The sequence below is a fragment of the Vibrio sp. B172a genome, assembly GCF_030248355.1.
Lineage (GTDB): Bacteria > Pseudomonadota > Gammaproteobacteria > Enterobacterales > Vibrionaceae > Vibrio > Vibrio owensii.
The window spans coordinates 76,743-103,267 of record NZ_JAHGAC010000001.1 but is presented as its reverse complement, the minus strand read 5'-3'; the positions used below and the strand labels follow the sequence as shown (position 1 = coordinate 103,267).

At 46.7% G+C, this 26,525-nt stretch carries 10 protein-coding genes; 7 read left to right on the top strand and 3 right to left on the bottom strand.

All coding sequences use genetic code 11. From position 1 onward, the window contains the following. Window positions 1-13 precede the first annotated feature (13 nt). From vctD to vctC, 3 genes are read left to right on the top strand one after another with little or no spacing between them, the layout of a single operon-like run. A complete protein-coding gene (vctD, locus tag KIT90_RS00335; protein WP_038867975.1) occupies window positions 14-949 on the top strand; it encodes an iron chelate uptake ABC transporter permease subunit VctD in 936 nt (311 codons plus the stop codon). Beyond that, window positions 942-1,892 carry an iron chelate uptake ABC transporter permease subunit VctG gene (gene vctG / locus KIT90_RS00330; RefSeq protein WP_285374393.1) on the top strand — a complete coding sequence of 317 codons (951 nt, stop codon included), beginning with the start codon at window positions 942-944 and terminating at the stop codon, window positions 1,890-1,892. Before vctD ends, vctG begins: the two co-directional genes overlap by 8 nt. A 2-nt stretch (window positions 1,893-1,894) precedes the next feature. Beyond that, a complete protein-coding gene (vctC, locus tag KIT90_RS00325) occupies window positions 1,895-2,650 on the top strand; it encodes an iron chelate ABC transporter ATP-binding protein VctC (protein WP_285374391.1) in 756 nt (251 codons plus the stop codon). A gap of 44 nt (window positions 2,651-2,694) precedes the next feature. On the opposite strand, the gene cueR is transcribed toward vctC, so the two are convergent. Together cueR and KIT90_RS00315 are read right to left on the bottom strand one after the other, a co-directional pair. After that, entirely contained in the window at window positions 2,695-3,081 is a 387-nt protein-coding gene (gene cueR / locus KIT90_RS00320; RefSeq protein WP_005437780.1) for a Cu(I)-responsive transcriptional regulator, read from the bottom strand. 109 nt (window positions 3,082-3,190) lie between these two features. Then, complete coding sequence (locus KIT90_RS00315; RefSeq protein ID WP_285374389.1) at window positions 3,191-4,162, bottom strand: helix-turn-helix domain-containing protein; 972 nt, start codon at window positions 4,160-4,162, stop codon at window positions 3,191-3,193. Between the two features lie 116 nt (window positions 4,163-4,278). On the opposite strand from KIT90_RS00315, the gene KIT90_RS00310 reads away from it, so the two are divergent. Both KIT90_RS00310 and KIT90_RS00305 read left to right on the top strand, forming a co-directional pair. Then, window positions 4,279-6,285, top strand: a complete 2,007-nt coding sequence (locus KIT90_RS00310; protein ID WP_285374388.1) for a TonB-dependent siderophore receptor — start codon at window positions 4,279-4,281, stop codon at window positions 6,283-6,285. 79 nt (window positions 6,286-6,364) lie between these two features. Continuing rightward, window positions 6,365-6,646, top strand: coding sequence for a DUF2218 domain-containing protein (locus tag KIT90_RS00305; protein WP_009704151.1), 282 nt, complete (start codon window positions 6,365-6,367; stop codon window positions 6,644-6,646). 80 nt (window positions 6,647-6,726) lie between these two features. Here KIT90_RS00305 and KIT90_RS00300 read toward each other — a convergent pair whose 3' ends face one another. Further along, window positions 6,727-6,975, bottom strand: coding sequence for a YgjV family protein (locus KIT90_RS00300; RefSeq protein ID WP_005431786.1), 249 nt, complete (start codon window positions 6,973-6,975; stop codon window positions 6,727-6,729). A 322-nt stretch (window positions 6,976-7,297) separates the two neighbouring features. On the opposite strand from KIT90_RS00300, the gene KIT90_RS00295 reads away from it, so the two are divergent. Together KIT90_RS00295 and KIT90_RS00290 are read left to right on the top strand one after the other, a co-directional pair. Then, window positions 7,298-7,561 carry a hypothetical protein gene (locus tag KIT90_RS00295; RefSeq protein ID WP_009704152.1) on the top strand — a complete coding sequence of 88 codons (264 nt, stop codon included), beginning with the start codon at window positions 7,298-7,300 and terminating at the stop codon, window positions 7,559-7,561. Window positions 7,562-7,843: 282 nt separating this feature from the next. Next, window positions 7,844-26,473: a retention module-containing protein gene (locus KIT90_RS00290; RefSeq protein WP_285374385.1), complete on the top strand. Its 18,630-nt coding sequence runs from the start codon at window positions 7,844-7,846 to the stop codon at window positions 26,471-26,473. Window positions 26,474-26,525 lie beyond the last annotated feature (52 nt).

Genomic DNA, 26,525 nt, shown 5'->3' with positions numbered 1-26,525 from the left:
GCTGAGGTTAACTTTGAAAAAGTTATTGCTTGTTCTTATTGTTCTAAGCGTCGCATCGTTGTTTGTTGGGGTGGCAAATATGACACCCCAACAGTTGTTTTCGGGCGATGCAAAAGCAATAGAACTCTTCTTTACTAGCCGAATTCCGCGTTTATTTGCCATTCTTCTTGCTGGAGCAGGGCTGAGCATCGCTGGATTAGTGATGCAGCAAATTAGCCAAAACCGATTCGCCGCGCCTTCAACAACGGGCACGATTGAGTGTGCCATGCTCGGTTACGTAATGAGTGTGGTGTTTTTTGGTAATGGCGAACAGCTTTGGCTTGTCTTTGCAGTCTCAATTCTGGGTACCTTGATGTTCGTCCAGTTCATTCAACGCATTCAATTCAAAAGTGTCGTGTTTGTACCGCTCGTCGGCATCATCTTTGGTAACGTTGTTGACGCCGTTACTACCTTCATTGCCTACAAATACGATGCGCTGCAAAGCCTGTCTGCATGGAGTGTGGCGAATTTTGCCAACATTTTACGTGGTGACTTTGAGCTGCTTTACATTGCTGTTCCCGTCGCCCTTTTAAGTTACCTATTTGCTGCGCGTATCTCTGCTGTTGGCATTGGTAAAGACTTTGCAGTAAACCTTGGTCTTAACTATCAGCAAGTGGTGACGTTAGGTGTACTTTTGGTATCGGTAATGTCTGCCAGTGTGGTGATGATCGTTGGTCAACTGCCGTTTCTTGGGCTTATCGTTCCAAACTTAGTCAGTTACTTCTATGGCGACAATCTTAAACGCAATATCCCGCTTACCGCTATGTACGGGGCAATACTTGTTTTAGCTTGTGACTTGGTTAGCCGATTGATCATCTTCCCTCATGAAATGCCGATTTCAATCGTGATCAGTATCTTGGGCGGAGTGGTGTTTATCGCGATGTTGTTGCGAGGTAAGCAAAGTGCGTGATTCCCAAAAACTGTTCTTATTGGCAGCCGTCGCGCTGCTTTTTGCGTTTCTGTTTGTTGGTATTGGCTTAACAGCAGATAACTACCAATACTTTTTGTCGCGACGTGTGCCTAAAGTGCTAGCCATGGTGTTGGCGGGTATTGCGATTGCTCAATCTTCATTGGTGTTCCAAACCATTACCCACAACCGGATTCTTACTCCAAGTATCATGGGGTTTGATGCGTTGTATGTGTTGACGCAAGTGCTGATTGTTTTGCTGTTTGGTGGTTTAAGCGCGCTCGTTCTGAATGTTTACATCAACTTCTCGATTGCTGTATTGGTGATGGTAGGCTTTTCGCTGTTGCTGTTTGGGTTTTATTTTTCAAAAGGCGGGCGCAATCTCATCACTTTGTTGTTGGTTGGGCTGATCTTTGGGCAGTTGTTTAGCAATATTGCGGTGTTCTTCTCCCTTCTGATGGACCCAAATACCTTTGCGTTTGTGCAATCTAAACTGTACGCCAGCTTCAACAATGTGAAGGTGAACTTGGTGTATCTCAGTTCACCAATATTGCTCATCGCTTGCTGGTTGCTGTATCGCATGCATCGCACCTTAGATGTCTTTTGGCTCGACCAAGACAACGCTAAGAGCTTAGGCGTTGATGTCCCTAAAGTGACGCGCAATGTCTTTATTCTCTCTGCGGTTCTCATTGCCATTTCGACGGCTTTAGTCGGGCCAATCATGTTCTTTGGTTTATTGGTGACGAACTTGAGCCGTGAAATGTTCCACTCTTACCAGCATCGTACCTTGTTAGTCGGTTGTTCATTGATGGCAATTTGTGCCTTGTTGTCAGGGCAGTGGATTATAGAAAACCTGTTTTCATTTGAAACGACGCTGAGCGTGGTGATTAACTTTATTGGTGGTATCTACTTCTTGTATCTACTGCTGAAAAACAAAGTCGTATAAACATGATAGTTATAGATAAATTAACCAAAGCATTTGGTTCCAACAAAGTGGTTGATGGTGCGGATGCCCAATTTGAGAAAGGGAAGGTGACATCGATTATTGGTCCAAACGGAGCAGGAAAGAGTACCTTGCTGTCGATGGCGTCACGATTAACCGAGCGAGATGGCGGTAGTGTCATGATTGACTGCAAAGAGATTGCAGAATGGGACACAAAAGAACTTGCGAAAAAACTGGCAGTGTTGCGCCAAGCAAACACGATCACGATGCGTTTTACCGTAAAAGAATTGGTCTCGTTTGGGCGATTCCCTTATTCAAAAGGTAACTTGTCCAAAGATGACCATGCGATCATCGAGCAAGCAATTGACTACTTAGACCTGAAAGAAATTGAAGATAAGTTCTTAGATGAATTGAGTGGTGGTCAACGACAGTTGGCGTTTATTGCGATGGTGATAGCCCAAGATACGGATTACGTTTTCCTTGATGAGCCACTGAATAACCTTGATATCAAGCATTCGCTACAAATCATGAGAGTCGTTCAACGTCTTGCGCACGATATGAATAAAGCCATGGTCGTGGTGATTCATGATATTAACTTTGCGGCTTGTTACTCCGACGAGATCCTTGCGTTGAAGAAGGGCAAAGTGGTTGCTACTGGCAAAGTAGAGGAGGTGATTCAGGCATCCACGTTAGAAGATATCTACGAGACACCTTTTAATATCATTGAGCTTAATGGCAAGCGTATGTGCACTTACCATTAAAGCTATATCCATTAAATTAAAACGAAATAGAAATGTTGGCGAGCTTACTTGGTGAGCTCGTCAATGATTGGACATCGGCTCTCGGCATCGCCTGGGCAAGATGAAACCCAACCTTCTAATTGCTTTTTAATCTCCAACAAGTGAGCGATCTTTTGCTCAACCTCATGAAGCTTATCCATCGTACGCGCTTTCACTTCGCTGCTCTTGCGATTCGGGTTGTGCGCCAGTTGCACAAATTCTTTGCATTCTTGCAGTGAGAATCCTGCGTTTTTCGCTCGGGAAACAAGGTTGAGCTCTTGGATGTGTTTGTCAGAATATTCGCGATAGCCTGAATCGCTGCGAGCCGGTGACGAGATGATGCCTTTGTCTTCGTACATACGAATCGACTTAGAAGACAACCCTGTTAATTTCGCAACTGCACCAATATTCATGATGACCTCTGTATTTCAGAAAACCTTTCTCGCGAGTATAACGCCAAGTGTTTATCTTCCCAAATGGCTTTGAGAGCAAACCTATTTTGTGGCGTTGACACGAATACCATCAATGGCTGTTTACGACCTCGTGTGGCGGAACACCAAACACTTTCTTGAAGGCGTTGGTAAAGTTTGATGGGTGGTGGTAACCCGCCTCGTATGCCGCTTCCGTGATGGTGACTAATCCACGCTCCAAATGCTGACGAGCAATCTCCAACCGGCGGTGACGGATGTAGCCGTTGACGGTCATATTAAAAGACTGTTTAAAGCGACGCTGGAGGTTAGAGACGCTCATCGAGAACTGTTCTGCTAAGCGTTCTAAGGTTAAATCTTCTTCGAGGTGCGTCTCTATATAACTGACTACATCCTCGATTCGAGCATCGCCAGAACGCTTTTTCTCTTCGCACTCCGCGCAGTAGTCGTCTGGCATTTGCCCAATCGAGTGGTAGAGCACTTGGTAAATCAAACACTCTACCTCTATACGATCTTTCATGTTTGTCGGAGATTCATGTTGAGTGAGAGCTCGTGTCAAATCAATTAACGTCTCATTAAGCTCCAGCGTGTAAAAGGCTTGGTGAGTTTCAATAAAGCGTTTGTGACCGCAATGTCCCGCCATTCTCGATTCCAACCAAGGTGGCTTAATAAGAATATTAATTTTATTCATGCGGTTGTTTTGAATCAGCGAGCGGCGGAAGTTTGCAGGCTTAGCTAGGTTAACAACCACGCCTTGTGGGCCTTTGCTTGCGTCGAAATCAAATTCGAGGTCATCGTAGCCAAAAGAGAGTTTCCCCTCCAACAGAATGGTAACCAGTAGTGCAGAATGTGCGGTTGAAACGATATTCGAATCGACTAATTCAATGCAACGTCCGCCATGAACAAAGATTTGGTCGTTGTATTGGTAGGAGAGGAATTGACCTTCCGCAAGTTGGGTTTGGTTGCTTTGACCTTGAGTCACAATGATCTGTTTTTCCGTCTGCTCAAGCTTTTTGGTTAGAGCTACTTTGGCAATTTTAGTTCTTTTTTTGGTCTCTTCCGCCATTTGACGTTTCCTCATAACACCTATGCGATTTCGCATAAGTGATTCGTCTTTGTATTTATCAATAGCGACCCTATCATACGTGAGAATTATTATCATTTATATTTAGGAAGACGTTTATGGAAAGCCCAGTTAGCTCACCAATTAAGCTTTCAAGCCTATGCCTAGCAGTCGGGGTGGCGCTTGCTCATCCCGCTTTAGCCCAAGATCAAGATTCTCATTTCGAAGAGGTAGTGGTATGGGGTACGAAGGTATCCAGTAACACCGAATCAATGTTTGCCGACGACATGTCGCTCAAACAAGCTGACCACATGTCTGATTTGCTTCGTGATATTCCCGGCGTCGACGTGGGTGGTACACACTCTGTCAATCAACGTATTACGATTCGTGGTCTGGGTGAAACCGATCTTGATATCCGTTTAGACGGTGCCTCTCAGCATGCCAACATGTTCCACCATATTGGTAACCTTACACTCAACCCAGACATTCTAAAGTCAGCAGATATCCAAGTGGGTAATAACTCAGTTACCCAAAGCGGTCTTGGCGGTTCAGTGTACTTTGAAACTAAAGATGCTCGTGATCTGCTGCGTTACGATGAAAACTTTGGTGCTCGCGTTTACGGCGGTTATGCGTCTAACGACAACCAACAAGGTTCTCTAACACTATATGGATTGCTGTCTGAAAATGTGGACGCGATGGTCTATGGTCACTACGTAACACGTGATGACTTTAAAGATGGTGATGGCAATAAAACCTTTGGTGCGAAAGGAGATGTTTACAACATCTTAGGTAAGCTCGGTTATGAGTTTGGCGATATTCACCGACTAGAAATCTCATACGATATGTATCGTGACAGTGGTGATTACAACCCACGCCCCGATATGTCTGGTGACGCCAATAATGGTTTGTCGAGTGAGCTTCTGATTCCAACCGATTATGATCGTGACACGGTCACATTAAGTTATGAGCTTCGTGGTGAGCAACACCAAGGGAACGTCACGTTATACAACACTGAAACCGAAATCGTCCGTGATGAATCTGTCATGGCGCCGCGTTGGCCAACAAACCGCTTATCGAAAAATACCGCGAAAAACCAGAACTTTGGCTTAAGCGCAAAATTCCAATCATTGCTCACTCTGGGTAGCTTTGACCATCGCGCGACTTACGGCCTTGATTACATGGATAAGACTTCTGAAAGTTACTATGGCAGCAGCAAGTTCATGGATGAATCTGCGGTTTCTACAGCTTTGTTCGTCGAAGACCAATTCTTTATCTCGGACGCGTTTTCGATCACAGCCGGCCTACGATTTGACGACTACCAACGCAAAGCTGAAACAGGTAACAACGATTACGACGAAGTGACATGGGCACTAGCGGCAGAGTGGGCAGTAACACAAGACTGGACTCTGTTTGCAAGTTCTCGCTCGCTATTTAAAGGTCCAGAGCTAATGGAAACCTTTATTGCTTATCAAGATGTGGCTTATCTACAAGATGGTTTGAAGCCAGAAACGGGACTCAACACCCAAGGTGGCGTTCGTTTCAATAAGACGGTAAATGAACACACATTTGGCGCAAACCTAACCGTGTTCCAAACCGATATTGATGACTACATTGCAGAAGCGTATCAAGGAGCGACTCAAACATACCTTATTTACAATGAGGGTGATGTCGAGATCAAAGGTTTTGAAGCGAGTGCTTTCTATGGTTACGAGAGCTTCGGCAGCAAACTGTCTTACTCTAAGTCGGATACAAAGAACAAAGATACGGGCGGCCCAGTAGCGGGTGGTAATGGCCGCAGTATTGACATGGGTGACAGCATCGCTTTAACGCTGGATTACCAATCTGATTCGTTAGGAACCATTTTCGGCTGGAACTCAATGTTTGTGCTTGAGGAAGACAACGTGTTTGACGGCCAACCGAAGAAAGACAGTTACGATGTTCACAACTTGTACGCACAATGGGTACCTTCTGACGTTGACGGGTTATCGGTCACCTTTGGTATTGATAACGTATTTGATGAGCTCTACACATCCCACGCCTCTCGTTCAGGCACAGCAAGGGGGATTACGTTAGACGATTACGAACCAGGGCGTAACTACAAGTTGTCTGCCGCTTATCAATTCTAACTCTAAGGGCAATAACAACAACCTTAGATGTTTGGCTCTCGTACGAGAGCCTTTTTTATGAAAGTGACGAGGGACTGAAATGATCAAAGAAACCACTGTAATTGAAAGCGAGCATGCGGCGAAATATCTCGTGACTTTGTGTCGCCACTTTGCGCGTAAAGTGCCGGCGACTTGGAATGATGAAAAAGGTTTGGTGACATTTCCTGTTGGAAATACGGAGTTTAAGTTAGAAGGGGAGCGTTTACTGATAACTTGTGAGGCGGACTCTGAAGAGTCATTAGAAAAAGTGAAGGGCGTTGTGTCGGTTCATGTAGAAATGTTCTCCCGCCGCGAAACTCTGAAGTTGAACTGGATACGCTAGCGAAAGCGAATCGACACTCGCGACCAAAAACAAAAAAGCCCGTAAGCATGATACTTACGGGCTTTCCAAAATCGTTTTTCCTAGGCCTCTTCAGGCGCTAGGCTTTTTTTTTCCTGCTGCATTTTAGCAAGGAAGTACACGTTAACACATGCAATAAAACCGTTAGTTAGAACTACTGGCCATGAATCGATCATCAAACCGTACGCTGTGAAAAGTGCACAGCCGATAAAGTTAAGGATACGAAGCTTAACGATATCTTTCATAGTTAGTGAGATAGCAACCATGATAGAAGCCGCGTAGCCTAGAATCTCAACCATGTTCATTTCCATTATTTGACCCTCTTAAATCTGCCGAATTTTGTCGGTACCACTTCTTCTCATCTTGAGATTAACGAGGAAGCTCCATGCCTCGAATGGTCTTGTTCGTTTTGATGGGTGAACTATAGCAATGGAAAAACCGTGATGAAAGCCTCAAATCAAGGTTAAGAGAAGGTTAGCGATTACGCAAACGTTTAGGAAAAAATTCATTGATAATTTTACTTATTATGTTGATTGATAATAGCGATGCAAACAATAGACAAAACTGAGTTGAAGGAATTAGGACAATAACATAATATTGAAAATGAGAATCATTATTAATTAAGTGTAATTTATGCCTGTTGCCATTAGCTTTCTGTTTTCATTTGCCTTGATGATGCGTACCAAACCTCATTCGTGGGGAGTGGCTATCCACGTATTAACACATGTTCTGATGCTGATTCTGATTCCTTCTGACTATGTCGTTCAGTATTTGATGGTGATGTTTTTCTCTTCACCTTTCCTTATCCGACTTGCGAAACGATCTTCAAGCTACGACATTTTGTTCGCATTTCTACCGCTTCTTATCGGTACGGGCGGATTAGTCTTAACTTCATAATTTCACGTCACTTCGTCTTTTTATTTATAAATACTAAGCTTTCATTAATAGTCTATTATTTTCATATGTTTGGTTGGTATTTTAGTGGTTTGTTGGTGTCACATAATTGTGACTAGGTGCAGTTTTCGTATCTGACGATTAACGAAACTGCAAAATATGATTGTTTATTGACTCAATACTTAGTTAAATCAGAGTTGTGATAAACGGTGAATCATAAGCCGATAAACTAAAATAATGTATAAAGGTCTAACGAGAAGACGTTGACCAATTAGCGGGGGTCAGATGAGTACACAAGCTGTGCCGCAGGAAGTATTAGTAGATGCTGTCAAAGGGGATGTTTACGCTTTAAACCTTGAGGGAAAGGTTAGGGCGATTAACGTCGGGGATGTATTGGTTCCGGGTGATGTAATCATCACGGAAAATGGCGCTTCGATTGAAGTGATAGCGGAAGGTTCTCTCTATCTAGTAGACGAGAATTGTGTGGCGTGTATTCCAGCGCCAACACCTGAAGCTGCATCGACGGAAGCGGTCGTTCAAGCGCCTGTTGACGGACAAGTCAATGTTGACCCAACGGCAGCGGCAAATGCTGAGTTTGGTGCAGAAGACGTGGCTGCGATTCAACAAGCCATTTTGGAAGGTGCCGACCCTACCGCCATTTTAGAGGCAACCGCTGCAGTTCCTGGCGGAGGTGGTGGTTCCGGTTCTGCGAATGCGGGCTTTGTTACCATTGAGTACAACAATCCCGAAGTACTCGCTTCAACCTTCTTCGAGACATCGGCTCCAAGCGGTGATACCGAAACCGACGATGATATTGATGGCCTCGACATCACCATTTTTGCTGACGGTGGTCAGTCTCTCTCTTCTCAAGTAACAGAAGGCTCAATTTCTCTATCAAGCTACCCGCAAACCATTTCTTCTAGTGTGTTGGTTGAAGCAGGGGATCTCGCACTTGATACCGCTTCATTTGTACCTGAAACGTCTTCTTTAGAGTCTTTGTTAACTGAGCTTAACAGTGATATTACCTCTGGTGGTCAGCCAGTGGCGTTCGTTTATGACGAAGCGCAAAATGCCATTATCGGTACTCAAGAAGGTAACGAAGTGCTTCGTATCGAGATAGAAGCGACATCTCTAGGCCGTGATTTAGAGTTAGAGGTCGTTACCACGATTAACCAGGGTATTGACCATGTTGCGTCTGTTGCTGATGGCCAAGTATCGATCGTCGGTGATCAAATCAATATTGCTTTTGATATTACAGGTGCAGATATAGGTGGTAACAGCATTCAAGCGCCTATTGATTTTACGACAATTGTTATTGATGGCGATGATCCTGCGCCGCAAAACGTTACTTTTGAAAACGTTGAATCTTCTTCTACACCAATTACTGGCACCTTTGTTGATATTGGTAGCGATCAATTGGCAACGGTCACGTTTAATCAAGAAGGACTTAGTCAGTTCGATGGCCTACTGAGTGATAATCAGGCGACAGAAGCGGTACTCTCTGAAGACGGCAGTACTATCACCTTGTCCATTGCTGGCTCGAATGAAGCCGTCTTAACCATTAGTTTGAACACCGATGGCACCTACCAATTTGAGCAATTTAAGCCGTTAGAACAAACAAACGGTGAAGATACGATTGAGCTCTCTTTGCCAACCACAATCGTCGACTTTGACCAAGATACGGCAAGCAACACCTTTACGATGACCATCCTTGATGGCGATAATCCTGTGATCGAAAACGTGACGGGATTGTCTTTAGACGAGGCGGGTGTTGACCAAGGTTCACAGGAAGGCGCGGTAGTAACAAGTGGGACTGGGTCGATCACGACAGCGGTCGGAAGTGACATCATTGATCACTACGAGTTGGAACCTACAGAGTTTAATGTTGGTGGAGAACTCCAATCTCAAGGGCAGGTTGTTCAACTAGAACTAGCGTCCGAGAGTAATGGCGTACGTACTTACGAAGGCTTCATCGAGCTGGATGGCGTGCGTATCACCGTATTTGATGTGGCGATTGATGCGCCTGCATTGGGCGAATACCAATTCAACTTGTATGAACAACTCGACCATACGGGTGCTAACGATGACTCGCTAACTTTCTCACTGCCAGTTTACGCGGTAGATGCGGATGGTGACCGTTCCTCTATTACCGACGGTTCGAACACACCAGAAGCCGCGCAAATTGTCATTCAAGTTCAAGATGACGTTCCTTCGATTGATGGCGTTGAGGCACTAGCCGTCGATGAAGACGATTTATCAAGCATCGGCTCCGATCAAAGCGACTCTGTGCTCGCGCAAGGCAGTTTCACGACGACTCAGGGCTCAGACCGTGTTGTAAGTTATCAATTAGAAAGCGGCACTGATCCACTCAATGGGTTGGAATCTCAGGGTCGATCTATCTCTCTGACGGAAACAACCAACTCAGATGGCAGCTTTACCTATTCTGCAACGGCAGAAGGGGACGCTATCTTCACCTTACAAGTGAACCCTGACGGTTCTTACTCATTTACCCTTGAAGGTCCAATCGATCATGCTGTGGGTAGTGATAGCTTAACTCTAGACTTCAATATTGTCGCAACGGACTTTGACGGTGACACCAGTTCACTTGTTCTACCGGTAACCATTGCTGATGATGTGCCAACCATTAACGGCGTTGTTGCTCTTACCGTCGATGAAGATGATTTAAGTTCGGTAGGCTCTGACCAATCACAGCCAACGCTGGTTGAAGGTCAGTTCACGACGACTCAGGGCTCTGATGGCGTCGTACAGTATCAGTTGGATGTAAACGCTGATCCTTTAAATGGCCTGCAATCTCAAGGTCAGACCGTCTCCATTGCCGAAACGCAAAATGCAGACGGCAGTTACACCTACAGCGCAACGGCAAATGGCAGCGCAGTTTTCACATTAATTTTGAATACCGACGGCTCGTACAGTTTTGAGCTGCAAGGTCCAATCGACCATGCGGCAAATAGCGACAGCTTAACCCTCGATTTTAATGTTATTGCTACTGATTTCGATGGTGACACAAGTCAAATCGTATTGCCTGTTACCATCGTGGATGATAAACCGACCATTACCGATGTTGATGCGATTACCGTTGATGAAGATGACTTAGGTACGATTGGCTCAGATCAGACTGGCCCGATTTCAATCGATGGCAACTTCACCACCACACAAGGCTCGGACCGAGTAGTGAGCTATCAGCTCGATGCTTCTGCAACACCAGTGGCTGGACTCACATCACAAGGCGTGGCAGTCACGCTAACTGAAACCGCAAACGGCGATGGCAGCTTTACCTATCAAGCAACAGCAGGCACCGAGTCGGTCTTTACACTGACAGTGAACACTGATGGCTCTTATAACTTCACGCTTGAAGGCCCAATCGATCATGCTGTTGATAGTGATGAGTTAACGCTCAACTTCCCAATCATCGCGACCGACTTTGATGGCGACACCACAAACGCCACGATCCCTGTGACGATCGTGGACGATAAGCCAGTTATTACTGACGTGGATGCCATTACGGTTGATGAAGATGATCTAGCGTCAATCGGTTCAGACCAAAGCAATTCAATTTCTATTGATGGCAACTTCACCACCACACAAGGTTCAGACCGAGTGGTGAGCTACCAACTCGATGGCACATCAACACCAGTTGACGGTTTAACCTCACAGGGTGTGGCGGTAACGCTAACAGAAACCGCAAATGGTGATGGCAGTTTTACCTACGAAGCAACAGCGGGCTCTGAAGCGGTCTTTACGCTGACAGTGAATACTGATGGCTCTTATAACTTCACGCTAGAAGGGCCGATTGATCACGCGGTGGATAGTGACGAGTTGACACTGAACTTCCCAATTATCGCAACCGACTTTGATGGCGACACCGTTACTGAAACCATTCCAGTCACGATTGTTGATGATGTACCTACCATCACAGCGGTGGATGCGTTGAGTGTTGATGAAGACGATCTTAGTGGTGTGGGCTCAGATCCAGGCGGCGATCTGTTCGTTGAAGGCGCGTTTACGACCACTCAAGGCTCTGACCGAGTGGTGAGCTATCAACTGGATTCAACCGCTGATCCTGTTGCGGGTCTGACATCTCAAGGTGAGGCGATTACCTTGGTGGAAACCGCCAACGGTGATGGCAGCTTTACTTATGTGGCGACCGCAGACGGCAATCCGGTATTCACGTTAAACGTATCAACAGATGGCACTTACGATTTTACGCTGCAAGGCCCGATTGACCATGCAGCTAACAGTGACAGCCTGACGATTGATTTCCCAATTATTGCCACTGATTTTGATGGTGATACGACTTCGGCAACCATTCCAGTCACGATTACGGATGATGCGCCAATCATCGATAATGTTGTGCCTCTGGCTGTAGACGAAGATGATTTATCAGGCATTGGCTCAGACCAAACTGATGCTGTGTTTGTGGAAGGCGCGTTCACGACTACTCAAGGTTCAGACCGTGTGGTGAGCTACCAACTTGATTCAACTTCTGATCCTGTCTCAGGTTTAACTTCTCAAGGTGAGCCTGTTACTTTGGTAGAGACTGTGAATGCTGATGGCAGCTTCACTTACGTGGCAACTGCGGATGGCAATCCTGTTTTCACCATGAATGTGAATGCTGATGGCACATACAACTTCCGTCTAGAAGGGCCGATCGATCACGCGTTAAACAGCGATGAATTAGTACTGAACTTCCCAATCATTGCTACAGACTTTGATGGCGATACGACGACCGCGACTATTCCTGTCACGATTACTGATGACGTTCCAACCATTGACAACGTTGTTCCACTCACGGTGGACGAAGATGATCTCGCTTCAATTGGCTCAGACCAAAACGATGATGCGTTTATGTCGGGCTCTTTCAGCACAACTGAAGGCTCGGACAGCGTTGTTAAATACCAGCTTGATGCAACCGCAGATCCAGTAGCAGGGTTGACCTCTCATGGTGAACCTGTCGTACTTGCTGAGACAACAAATGGTGATGGCAGCTTTACTTACACTGCCACAGCAGATGGCAATGCCGTATTTGAATTAGTGGTGAAGCCAGACGGCAGCTACACCTTTACTCTGCAAGGTCCACTAGACCATGCGGTGAATAGTGACAGTCTACAAATCGACTTCCCGATTATCGCAACAGATTTTGATGGCGATACCTCGACAGAAACACTACCTGTCACCATCGTTGATGATAAACCAACCATCACTGATGTAGACGCAATCCGCGTGGATGAAGATAACCTAGCGACGATTGGCTCTGATGGCTCAGACCCAATTTCAATCGATGGCAACTTCACTACAACGCAAGGCTCTGATGGGGTGGTGAGTTACCAATTAGATACTGCTGCAACGCCAGTTGATGGTCTAACATCACAAGGTGTGGCCGTCACGCTGACTGAAACCGTAAACGGCGACGGTAGCTACACTTATGAAGCGACAGCAGGAACTGAAGCAGTATTTACGCTGACCGTTAATACGGATGGTTCATACAACTTCACGCTGCAAGGTCCAATCGACCATGCGACAGACAGTGATGAGCTGACACTGAACTTCCCAATCATCGCAACGGATTTTGATGGTGATACCACCACAGAAACGATCCCAGTCACCATCGTGGATGATAAACCGACCATTACCGATGTTGATGCGATTGCCGTTGATGAAGATGACTTAGGTACGATTGGCTCAGATCAGACTGGCCCGATTTCAATCGATGGCAACTTCACCACCATACAAGGCTCTGACCGAGTAGTGAGCTATCAGCTCGATGCTTCTGCAACACCAGTGGCTGGACTCACATCACAAGGCGTGGCAGTCACGCTAACTGAAACCGCAAACGGCGATGGCAGCTTTACCTATCAAGCAACAGCAGGCACCGAGTCGGTCTTTATACTGACAGTGAACACTGATGGCTCTTATAACTTCACGCTTGAAGGCCCAATCGATCATGCTGTTGATAGTGATGAGTTAACGCTCAACTTCCCAATCATCGCGACCGACTTTGATGGTGACACCACAAATGCCACTATCCCGGTCACCATCGTGGACGATAAGCCAGTTATTACTGACGTAGATGCCATTACGGTTGATGAAGATGACCTAGCGTCAATCGGTTCAGACCAAAGCAATCCAATTTCTATTGATGGTAACTTCACCACCACACAAGGTTCAGACCGAGTGGTGAGCTACCAGTTAGATGGCTCATCAACACCAGTTGACGGTTTAACATCGCAAGGTGTGGCGGTCACATTAACTGAAACTGCAAACGGTGATGGCAGCTTTACCTACGAAGCAACCGCGGGCTCTGAAGCGGTCTTTACGCTGACAGTGAATACTGATGGATCTTACAACTTCACGCTAGAAGGGCCGATTGATCACGCGGTTGATAGTGACGAGTTGACACTTAACTTCCCAATTATCGCAACCGACTTTGATGGCGACACCGTTACTGAAACCATTCCAGTCACGATTGTTGATGATGTACCGACCATTACAGCGGTGGATGCGTTGAGTGTCGATGAAGACGACCTTAGCGGTGTGGGCTCAGAGCCAGGCGGCGATCTGTTCGTTGAAGGCGCGTTTACGACCACACAAGGCTCTGACCGAGTGGTGAGCTACCAACTGGATTCAACAGCAGATCCTGTTGCGGGGCTGACCTCTCAAGGTGAGGCGATTACCTTGGTGGAAACCGCGAATGGTGACGGCAGTTTTACCTATGTGGCCACCGCTGACGGCAATCCTGTCTTCACGTTGAATGTCGCAACAGATGGTACGTACGACTTTACGCTGCAAGGCCCGATTGACCATGCCGCCAACAGCGACAGCCTGACGATTGATTTCCCAATTATTGCCACCGACTTTGATGGTGATACGACTTCGGCGACCATTCCAGTCACGATCACGGATGATGCGCCAATCATCGATAATGTTGTGCCTCTGGCTGTGGATGAAGATGATTTATCAGGCATTGGCTCAGACCAAACTGACGCTGTGTTTGTTGAAGGCGTGTTCACTACTACTCAAGGCTCAGACCGAGTGGTGAGCTACCAACTTGATTCAACTTCTGATCCTGTTTCGGGATTAACCTCCCAAGGTGAGCCTGTTACTTTGGTAGAGACTGCGAATGTCGATGGCAGCTTTACTTACGTGGCTACCGCGGATGGCAATCCTGTCTTCACCATGAACGTGAATGCAGACGGCACATACAACTTCCGTCTAGAAGGTCCGGTGGATCATGCGTTAAACAGCGATGAATTAGTTCTGAACTTCCCAATCATTGCTACAGACTTTGATGGCGATACGACGACCGCGACCATTCCAGTCACGATTACTGATGACGTTCCAACCATCGATAATGTTGTCCCACTGACGGTAGACGAAGATGATCTCGCCTCAATTGGCTCAGACCAAAACGATGATGCGTTTATGTCGGGGTCTTTCACCACAACTGAAGGCTCGGACAGCGTTGTTAAATACCAGCTTGATGCAACAGCAGATCCAGTAGCAGGGTTAACCTCTCATGGTGAGCCTGTCGTGCTTACTGAGACAACAAATGGTGATGGCAGCTTTACTTACACTGCCACAGCAGACGGCAATGCCGTATTTGAATTAGTGGTGAAGCCAGACGGCAGCTACACCTTTACTCTGCAAGGTCCGCTAGACCATGCGGTAAATAGTGACAGCCTACAAATTGATTTCCCGATTATCGCGACAGACTTTGATGGTGATACGTCGACAGAAACATTGCCTGTCACCATTGTTGACGATAAACCAAGCATCACTGACGTAGACGCGATCCGCGTGGATGAAGATGACTTAGCGACGATTGGCTCTGACGGCTCAGATCCAATTTCAATCGATGGCAACTTCACTACAACGCAAGGCTCTGACGGGGTAGTAAGCTACCAATTAGATACTGCTGCAACACCAGTTGATGGTCTGACATCACAAGGTGTGGCCGTCACGCTGACGGAAACTGCAAACGGCGACGGTAGCTACACTTATGAAGCGACAGCAGGAACTGAAGCCGTATTTACGCTAACAGTAAACACGGATGGCTCATACAATTTCACGCTTCAAGGGCCAATCGACCATGCGGTAGACAGTGATGAGCTGACGCTGAACTTCCCAATCATCGCAACGGATTTTGATGGTGATACCACCACAGAAACGATCCCAGTCACCATCGTGGACGATAAGCCAACTATTACCGATGTTGATGCGATTACCGTTGATGAGGATGACTTAGGTACGATTGGCTCAGACCAAACTGACCCGATTTCAATCGATGGCAACTTCACCACCACACAAGGCTCGGACCGAGTGGTGAGCTATCAGCTCGATGCTTCTGCAGCACCAGTAGCTGGACTCACATCACAAGGCGTGGCAGTCACACTGACGGAAACCGCAAACGGCGATGGTAGCTTTACTTACGAAGCGGCAGCGGGGACTGAAGCGGTCTTTACGCTGACAGTGAATACCGATGGCTCTTATAACTTCACGTTAGAAGGTCCAATCGACCACGCGGTAGATAGTGACGAGCTGACACTGAGCTTCCCAATCATCGCGACCGACTTTGATGGCGATACCTCTGCTGAGACAATTCCTGTCAAGATCGTTGATGACAAGCCGACACTTGGTGGCATCGAAGCCACAAGTGTGCAAACGGTTGATGAGGACGATATCCCAACAATCGGATCCGATGGTACGCAGTCGAACAGCATTGCAGGTAACTTCATCGCGACTGATGGCTCTGATGGCATTGTGGAGTATGGCGTTTCTGACCTAACCACGCCAGTACAAGGCCTGACCTCTGGTGGTCAATCACTGGTTATGGTTGAAGTATCAAACGCAGGTGGCGTCTCAGTTTACGAAGCTCGTATTGATGGCACGACGACACCAGTATTCCGTGTAACCCTCGATGCCTCTGATGACAGCTACACGTTCGATTTGCTTGCTCCTCTCGATCATCCAAATGCTGATGGACAAAATGAACTGATCATCAATTTACCGATAAACGCGACTGACTTTGATGGAGACGTGTCGAACAACATCACCTTACCAATTACGGTTGTGGATGATGTTCCGACCATTGACGGTTTACTAGCAGGCAGCGAACAAACCGTTGATGAAGATGACCTACCAGCAGGTACGGATGCTGCAAGTGCAGAAGATACTGTTATTTCAGGTACTTTTGATATCACCGAAGGTGCTGACCAAGTTGCTTCTATTCAGCTGAGTGACCTGACCACACCTGTTGCCTCTCTGACTTCAGATGGTGAAGCTATCACCTTAGTTCTGTCTTCTAGCGCAAACGGCGTGAACGTATACCAAGGTGTCGCTGGCAATCCTACTGAAGTGGTGTTCGAACTGACGTTGGATGCAACGAACAACACCTACGAGTTCGATTTACAGAAGCCGCTTGATCATCCAGATGGTAATCAGCAAAACGAGATTGTTATTAACCTCCCTGTGACGGCGACAGATAATGATGGTGATACTTCACCAGCCTTCACATTGCCAATTACCGTTGTGGACGATGTTCCAGTTGTTACCAATATTGAAAGTCTACGTGTCGACGAAGATGACTTACCTCTTGGTTCTGATGGAACGAAAGAGCCATTAACGGTATCAGGTGAGTTCGAAGTCACTAGCGCAGATGGTATTGATGCTTTCGAATTGGATCTAAGCTCAAATCCTATCCCGAATCTGAAATCGGGTGGAGAAGAGGTAACACTTTCCCAAGACGTTGGCGCCTCAACTGCTGACGCGCTTGTTTACGTGGGACAAACTCCGGGTGGAGTGACGGTCTTCACGTTGACACTTCATCAAGATGGTAAATACGACTTTGAGTTATCTGGTCAGTTAGATCACGCGGTTAACTCTGATGAGATTTTGTTGAATCTACCTGTGAAGATTACAGATGGCGACAACGATACCATCACTGCGACCTTGCCAGTGACCATCGTAGATGACAAACCAACCATTGATGCTATTAGCTCTGGTAGTACCTTGTCTGTGGATGAGGATGATATTCCAAGCCAAGGTTCGGACGACACGCCAGAATCCAATATCATTGGTGGCAACTTTGACGTTACGGATGGTGCCGACTCTATCGTTAGCTTCCAGTTGGATAGCTTAACGTCGCCTGTATCTGGACTTACCTCAGGTGGTCAACCGCTTGAGTTGGTTGAGTTTTCAAACTCAAACGGTGTGATTGAGTACCGAGCTTATGTACAAGGTACGACGGACACCGTCTTTAAACTGACGCTAAATGGTTCAGCAGACAGTTATGAATTTGAACTGTTGGGTGCACTTGATCATCCTGCGGGTAACGATGAGAACTCGTTAGTCATCAACTTCCCAGTCAACGCGACCGATTTTGATGGCGATGTTTCAAATAATATCACCTTGCCGATTACCGTGGTGGACGATGTTCCTGCGATTGTGAAAGTGACAGACACTAGCCAACAAACAGTCGATGAAGATGATCTTGCTGGTGGCTCAGACACGACAAGTAGCGATTCAACGGTATTAACTGGTGGATTTGAAGTCGTTGATGGTTCGGATGAGATTGTCAGTTACCAAGTTTCTGACCTCAATGCCGTTGTGTCTGGCTTAACTTCGAACGGCAACAGCATCGAGTTGAATGTGGTGAGCTCGGTTGGTGGTGTAACCAGTTACGAAGCGGTCATTACTGGCACATCAACTAAGATCTTCACCTTGTCTCTTGATGCGAATAACGACAGTTACCAATTTGAACTGTTGGGGCCAATCGACCATGACGCTGTTCAAGGTGAAAACAACCTTGTCATTGATATCCCAATTACAGTGACAGATTTTGATGGCGATACGTCATCATCACTGAACCTTCCAATCACCATTGTTGATGACATTCCTGAAATTACATCAGCAGATGCGTTGGCTGTTGACGAGGATGATCTCGCTAATGGCTCTCAGGCAACCAACAAAGACAGCCTAGAAGCAACAGGCAATTTCGATACGGTAGAAGGGGCAGATACAGTTGTCTCTTACCAGTTGGAGCTTACTTCTAACCCGATCCCAGGAGTCACTTCAGGTGGTCTCGCGGTAACTTTAGTTCAAACCGCGGTAAGCAACAACAACTTTACTTATCAAGGTCAAACACCTGATGGTAACTCAGTGTTCACGCTAGTTTTGAACGCTGACGGCTCTTACAAGTTTACGCTTGAGGGTGCGCTAGACCATTCAACCCAAGGCGAAGATACACTCATACTCGATCTTCCAGTCTTCGCGACCGATGTCGATGGCGATACGGCCGGCATTAACTTACCAGTGACGATTACCGATGATGTTCCAACCCTGCACGATGCGTCTATTTCGCGTATTGAGGGACAAGGTAACCGTACGGTTCGCTTATTCCGAGACCCTGTAGAGGGTGATGATGATCTTGGTGCGGACGGCGCACAAGTGACTTCATTCTCGGCTGATGATTCGGGTATTTACTTCAAGCAAAACGGTGTTGACTCGGACTCTGTTGATTTAAACGGCAGTAACCAAGTTGTGTTCGTTCACAAAGTTCTTGACGGAGTGGATACCGAAATCGGTCGTTTGATTGTGCGAACCGACGGCCGCGTGTCTTTCCGTCCAAATGACGATCTTGACCATACAGAAACCGATTCGATTGATTTCACCATCAACGTTGTTGCAACCGATGGTGACGGTGATACTAGTGATGCTGATGTTGATATCTCAATCACCGACCGTAACGCGCAGATTAATACGTCAACCGTCACCGCGTTCGAGGACCAAGGTCGTGGTGGTGTTGTCGCAGGTGTGGATTCTGCAAATACCCAAGATAACCTATCAACCTTGGATGTGACGCCAGCGAAAGTCGATTTGGTTATCGATTTGCATGATATCGATCGTAACGAGAGCCTAGGTGACATCACTATTCGAGATGCCAATACTCACAACGGTACGTTCTACTATCGAGACGGTAGCGGCAACTACATTGAATTAACGCCTGTCGGCAATACGGTTGTTCTTGATGCATCAAATGTCGAGCAATCATTCAATGGTGAGCTTGTCTCGCTAGATAACTTGTACTTTGTACCAGATCGCCATTCCTCAACCGATGCTTCTGGTATCGATCCTCGTATCCGTGTGGAAATTCTTAACAATGGTACGCCAGACCACACGATTAATGGTCGCTTGGATATTGAAGTTGATGCGGTTGCTGATATTGCAACGTGGAACGCTAGCAGCACCTTCGATTACACCGTTGATGAAGATGGCAACAATGTTGAGTTAGACATTGAAGCGAACACGCAAGATATCAGTAACCCAGAGTCTATCGTATATGAACTTGTCTTTACCGAGGGTGGAGACAATGCGACGTTGGTTTACTCAGATGGTACACCTATTCCAGAAGCAGGTGGCAAATACCTAGTGGATGCGAGTCGTATTGACGAGGTTGAAGTGGATCCTTCGGAGCACTTCTCTGGCCAAATTAAGCTAGATGTAACCGCGATTACGACTGAGAGTAATAACCCTCTGACGGGCAAAGAAACGGCGCGTTCTGAAACCGAAGAAATTGTGATTGACGTTAACCCTGTCGCTGACCAAGCAGACTTTGTGGTGAATCGCATCAACATTTTTGAGGATAACGCTCGAACTCAAGATACCGTCGACCCTGTGACAGACCACGATCCGCTTCAGTTGAGCGAGGTCATTACGATGAGCCCATCAGATGATATTGATGGCTCTGAAGAACTGTTTGTACGCATTGACAATTTCTCCATTGATGGTGTGACGTTGGTTTGGCTTGATACAGCAAATCCAAGCCAAATCAATGCAGTTACAGACAGTGGCGGTAATGTTCTTTACTACGAAATTCCAGAATCAAGCCTTGCTAATGTTGAAGTGCTTCCTCCATTACACAGTAACGAAGACTTCACGTTTGATGTAGAAGGTATTGTGAAAGACAACGCCTCTCTATCAGGGGGCGCCGCTCAGGACATTCGTTCTTTGGGCACGCAATCGGTGATTGTATCGGTGAAAGGTGTTGCGGATATTCCAGACATCGAACTGAACGATAAAACTGGCATTTGGAACGTGTTCGATGATGGTACCGTTCGAGGAATCGAAGCCGAAATCGATGAGAACGGTCAAGTTGATCTCGCGTTTAGCGTGGTATCAGGAGAACTGAAAGACAATCCAGCTGATAGTTCAGAGTCCATCACGGTATTGCTGTCTAACATCCCTGATGGTGTGGAACTGTTTGATAACGATGGTGCCTCTATCGACCTAACGTTTGTTGGATACGATGGAGCAGGCCAACCTATTTACGAAGCAAACATTACCAATGCTAACGTAAACTCGGGCATCGTTATTCGACCTGAAGCGTCGTCGACAGAAAATATTACCATCACAGCAACCACTATCGTGACTGAGAACGATGGTCATACGCGTGAGGTAACTGGTGAAATCCGCGTTAAAGTTGCCCCTGTGATTGATGCTCAAGACAACTATGTCGTTAGTTCTGAAGGCAACGAAGACACGCGCATTAATATTGATTGGGAGCCGACAGCAACGCAAAGCCCGGATGCGGACGAATTCTTTGCTGCCCTAACAATCACTGGCTTCCCAAATGGCAGTACTGTTTATGTTGACGGTGTTGCGCAAACCGTGACAGGTGGCAGCATTACGCTCACTCCGGGAACTAACGAGTCAGAGCAAGACTTCTCTGCCAGAATCACTCAAGATGGCTATATTCAAGTCCAGCTTGAACAGGACTCAAGTACTGACTTTAGCTTGAGTACACAGGTGACGGTGAAAGAAATTGATGCAGAGTATGTCGACTCAGGCAATCCGGGTGAGGGCATCGCATCTACCGTGATTAACGGTACAGTTAATGTTCAAGTGAATCCGGTTGTTGAACCAGAGGACTTAACAGGTGATGTCGCTGATCAAACTCGTCTACTGGTTGAAGAATCGGGTGGTACAACGACCGATGTAGTTCGGGCTGATGCTCAAGGCCATATCGATTTCACGATTAACACCAGTGCTGGTGGTCAAGCCGGTGCTAACATCATCAAATATCAAGAGTTTGATGATTCTTCTGATGAAGTCGTGACTCAATTGGTAGTTCAATTCAGTATTACTGACCCAGAAATCTTGAATCAGCTAGTCATTGTTGGCGCATCAAATGAAGGTGGTGGTCGCTGGACGATCACTGATGAAGAAAACTTCTCGATTATTGCGCCAGCAGGTTTGGATCTTACACCTAATGATGACACCGACGACGGTGATAACAACGGTATTTCTTCAATTGGCTTGACCATCTACGCACAAGTGAACGACTTGGGTGAAGATACGATCGAAGAAGACGCAACAGTTCAACGTCAGACTGACATTACACTCGAGTTCCCAACAGATATCACGCCTCAAACCAGCGTAGCGGCTGAAATTGACCTTGATAACACGGTTCAAATTGATGGCAACGAAGACAATACTGTTGATTTGGGTACGCAATTGTCATCTAAAGTCAGCACCATCAATGCTGATGGCGTAGAAGATGTCCTAACGCTTGTTATTGACCCTTCATCACCTGGTGTACCTCCGGGCCTAGTTATTGGCGGCACTGATGTTGACTTCGTTGACGGCAAATACGTGTTCCAAGCTTCGATTGATGCGAGTGGCAACATTACTGGCCTCGATGGTTTGACCCTACGTGTTGCCGAAGACTGGGCTGGTGACTTCACGCTGCCAGTTCTCTTCGTTACCACCGATACTCAATCGGGTGATGAAAACACGACGCTAGAGTCACTACCTGTTCAGATCTTGCCAGTTGCGGATGTCCCAGGTTCTTCGGGTGATCAACCTCTTGATAGCAATGTGACACCAGATGTTACAGTCGATATCACTGGTACGTTAGGCTTAGATGCTGACAAGCAACCAGTGAACGACCTTAACAATGATGTCCCAACCAATGATGGTATTGGCTACGAAGATGGCTTGATTCAGCTCAACTTGAATGTCGACTTTGCTGACAACCGTAATAACTTGCAAGCGGGCAGAGAGACGCTCACCAACATTAAGCTCACGCTTGATGATACGACATTAGGTGAGTTTGTTGACGCGAGTGGCAACTCATTAGGCACAAGTATCGAGTTCAGTGCTGCTGAAATTGCTGCGGGCGCATTGGATGAAGTGTTGTTCAAGCCGAAAGAGAATTACCCAGTTGGTGGCGGTCAAAATACCGTTCAAATTAATATCGAAGGGGAGATCACGGATACAGCAATCATCGATCAAACAACGCTTGCTAACCCTGGCGACGATACCGATGTTCGCACCTTCACTGATAACGTGTCGTTTGAAATCACACCAGTGGTTGATGACATTACGATAAGTGGTGCAGATCCTTCTCAACCTATCGTTGTCACAGGCGATGAAGATACTCTTATTTCATTGACGCAGTCAGGCTCCGGCGTATCGGTGAGTCTGAACGATAATGATGGTTCAGAACAGTTTGTTTCCTTGAAGCTTACTGGATTACCGACCGACTTTATTGTGACTTCTAGCTCTCCTGATTACACGGTGAAAAACAACGGTGGTGGTGAGTGGAGTATTCAACTGAATGATTTGACACAAACATCTGTTGATTTGAGCTCAATTCAAATCCAACCACCGAAAAACTTCAGCGGTGAAGTTGATATTGGCATTACTGCCTTCACACAGGAAGAGTTGCTTAAAGTACCTACGGAACACACTGGCAACTTCAAAGTGATCATTGATCCAATTGGTGATGATGTTGATGTAAACCCAGATACCTTAGTTTCAGGTAATGAGGGTGAAGACATTGAAATCAATATCAATGCTCTTGTGGTCGATAACCAAGAGTCGATTGGTGATGGTGCGAATTATGAAGAGAACGATCCAGAAACACTTCGTGTAGAAATCGCGAATGTACCAGACGGTGCAAGCATTGAACTTACCGACGGCACTGCATTTGTCGATCAAGGTGGCGGTGTGTTCGTTCTAGAGATTGATGCTCAAGATCTGGATAAAGTGGTCTTTAACTCTGGCGATCGCAACGACAATTCTTGGAATGGCACATTGGAGTTTAAAGTGCAGGCCGTTGATACTGGCTTAGATGGAAGCCAAAGCCTAGGCACACCGAAAGAGTTCGATGTAAATGTCGAAGTAGAAGCTGTTAACGACCGCCCAGAGTTCGTGAATACAGTGGATGTTGAAACGCAAGAGGATACTCCGTTGCTGCTTGATGGCTTCAGCATCACAGACGTTGATGCGGTGTTAGATGATCCGAATGCTGAATACGTGCTCAATGTTACTGTAGACAGCGGTATCTTGGAGCTCAACCCAACGCTTATCACTACTTACAACCTAACCGTGAGCGGTGATGGTACGGATTCCGTTGAGCTGAAAGGCACTGTGGCCGATCTAAACAATGCCATTGCAAACGGCCTGATTGAGTTCAATCCAGACCTGAACTTCTTTGGTGACGTTCAGGTGGACGTGACTGTTGATGACCAAGGCAATGAAGGTATTGTGATTGGTGGGGTAGATGACACCCTAAATACCAACAGCGGCAGCTTCAATATTGAAGTGACAGCGGTGAACGATACCCCAGAAACTACGCCAGTGACGCTACCGGATGTTGAAGAAGACAGTGGTGTGTTCTCTATCTCTGAAGCGGATCTTATTGCGAATGCGACAGACGTAGAAAACGACAACCTCACTGTTAGTAATGTTCAGTTAACCGATCCAAGTTCGGGTAGCATTACTTTCAACAGCGGTACTGGTGAGTGGGAGTTTACCCCAGCGCCAAATTACAACGGTCCAGTTGAAATCACGTACACCATTACAGATGATGGCACGACAGATGGTGCATCCGATCCTAAATCGGTTAATGGCAGCGCGTCTTTCAATGTAACGGAAGTAAACGATGCACCAACAACGTCTGAAGTGACACTTTCTGATGTTGCGGAAGACAGTGCGGCGGTTGAGATTACCCAAGCTGATTTGTTGGCGAATGCGTCTGATATTGAGAACGACACGTTGACAGTGAGTAGCGTTCAATTGGTCGACCCAAGTAGCGGTACATTGGATTTCGATAACGTCTCAGGTACATGGTCATTTACACCCGCTCCGGGCTACAACGGTACGGTGAACCTGACTTACACCATTACCGATGACGGTACGACGAATGGTGCTTCTGATCCTCAGACAGTGTCAGGAACAGCAACCTTTGAAGTCACCGAGGTGAATGATTCTCCGGTGACATCTGAAGTAACGCTAAGCAGTACGGAAGAAGATGGTGGCGCGGTGACGATTACTGCGACAGAACTTCTGAGTAATGCGAGTGACCCTGAATCGGATAACTTGACCATTAGTAATGTTGCTCTGGCGGATCCTTCGGCGGGTACGTTAACGCAAGTCAGCGCGACAGAATGGACGTTTGAACCTGCTGCAGATTTCTTTGGTGACGTTAACTTCACTTATGAAATCACAGATGACGGAACCACTAACGGTGCGCCAGACCCAATCACAATTGCGGGCACAGCAGTGTTGAATGTTGAAGCGACCAATGACGCACCTGAAATCACAGCTACGTCGGTAACGGATACGATCAACGAAGCCGATGGCCAGAAAATTACGGGAATTAGTGTAAGCGACATCGACTTCACTGGTGCACAGGCGAACGAAATCATGACGGTGACGCTAGCAGTGACTGAAGGTGACGTTCGTGTTGAGCCGCCGGCAGGTAGTGGTGTCACTGTAGGTGCGGGTATGTTTGGTGAAATTATCCTAATGGGAACACCAGATAACATTAACTCCGTTCTTGGTGCGACAGATGCTTCTGAGGGCGTATTTGTGGATGCAGGAGACGTGGATGCCGCTTCAATTACCTTATCGGTGAAAGTCGAAGACAACGGCGTATACTTCGAAAATGCATCGGGTACAGCATTGGAGGCGAATCAAGACTTCACTATCAATGTGAATCCTGTGGCTGATGCCCCAACACTGGGTATCGATCCTCAGTTTAACTACGTTCGTCAAATTGCTGCTAGCCAAACCGCGAGTAGTCAAGGTCTTGCAATTGTGGGTATCATGGCGGCGTTGACTGACATTGACGAGGTACTTTCACTGGAACTAACAGGTGTACCTGCTAGTGCAGAGGTGACAAGCGGTGTTTCTCCATCAGGCATTAGCTTCGATGGCACCACTTGGACAGTACCAAGCGATGAAATTGATACGCTAGAAATTGTGGCGACAGACACCAACAGCGGTATTGATATCGGTTCTTACGATATTTCGGTTACTGCAATATCAACAGAATCCAATGGTGATGAAGCGCAGTCTTCGCCTGTCCAAATTAGTTTGGATGTGAGCGGTGATAACGACGATATTGATCAGTCAAGCGCAACGGACGACAGTTACCTAGTTGGTGGAGACACAGGCATTAACTTAATCGGTGGGGAAGGTGACGACCTTATCGTAGGTGGCGATGGTGATGATGTGCTGATCGGTGGCCTAGGTTCAGACATCCTAACCGGTGGTGACGGCAGCGATACCTTCAAGTGGACGGTGGATTCCGTTGACGAAGGGGCAGTGGATACCATTACTGACTTTACTGTGAACGAAGACAGTATCGATTTGCGTGAGGTCATCTCTGATCTTAACAATCCGATGATCGATATGGATGATTTGCTTGGACACATTTCGGCAGACTACGATGCGGCTACCGAGGCGGTATCGTTAAACATCACGACCGACACCAATGTGCATCAAACCATCGTGGTTGAACACTTAGGTGATGCGCTGGACTTTAACGGTCTGAGTTCAAACGAGATCGTTGAGTCACTGCTAAACAATAATGTGCTTGCCAACGGCTAAAACAGCCTAAAAGCAAAAAGCGCGATAGCTCTTAGAGTTATCGCGCTTTTTT

Bases quoted from the DNA above. Each gene is read 5' to 3' on its own strand.
- vctC (WP_285374391.1), top strand. From the start codon at position 1,895: ATGATAGTTATAGATAAATTAACCAAAGCATTTGGTTCCAACAAAGTG.
- KIT90_RS00290 (WP_285374385.1), top strand. From the start codon at position 7,844: ATGAGTACACAAGCTGTGCCGCAGGAAGTATTAGTAGATGCTGTCAAA.
- KIT90_RS00300 (WP_005431786.1), bottom strand. From the start codon at position 6,975: ATGGAAATGAACATGGTTGAGATTCTAGGCTACGCGGCTTCTATCATG.
- KIT90_RS00305 (WP_009704151.1), top strand. From the start codon at position 6,365: ATGATCAAAGAAACCACTGTAATTGAAAGCGAGCATGCGGCGAAATAT.
- cueR (WP_005437780.1), bottom strand. From the start codon at position 3,081: ATGAATATTGGTGCAGTTGCGAAATTAACAGGGTTGTCTTCTAAGTCG.
- KIT90_RS00315 (WP_285374389.1), bottom strand. From the start codon at position 4,162: ATGGCGGAAGAGACCAAAAAAAGAACTAAAATTGCCAAAGTAGCTCTA.
- KIT90_RS00295 (WP_009704152.1), top strand. From the start codon at position 7,298: ATGCCTGTTGCCATTAGCTTTCTGTTTTCATTTGCCTTGATGATGCGT.
- KIT90_RS00310 (WP_285374388.1), top strand. From the start codon at position 4,279: ATGGAAAGCCCAGTTAGCTCACCAATTAAGCTTTCAAGCCTATGCCTA.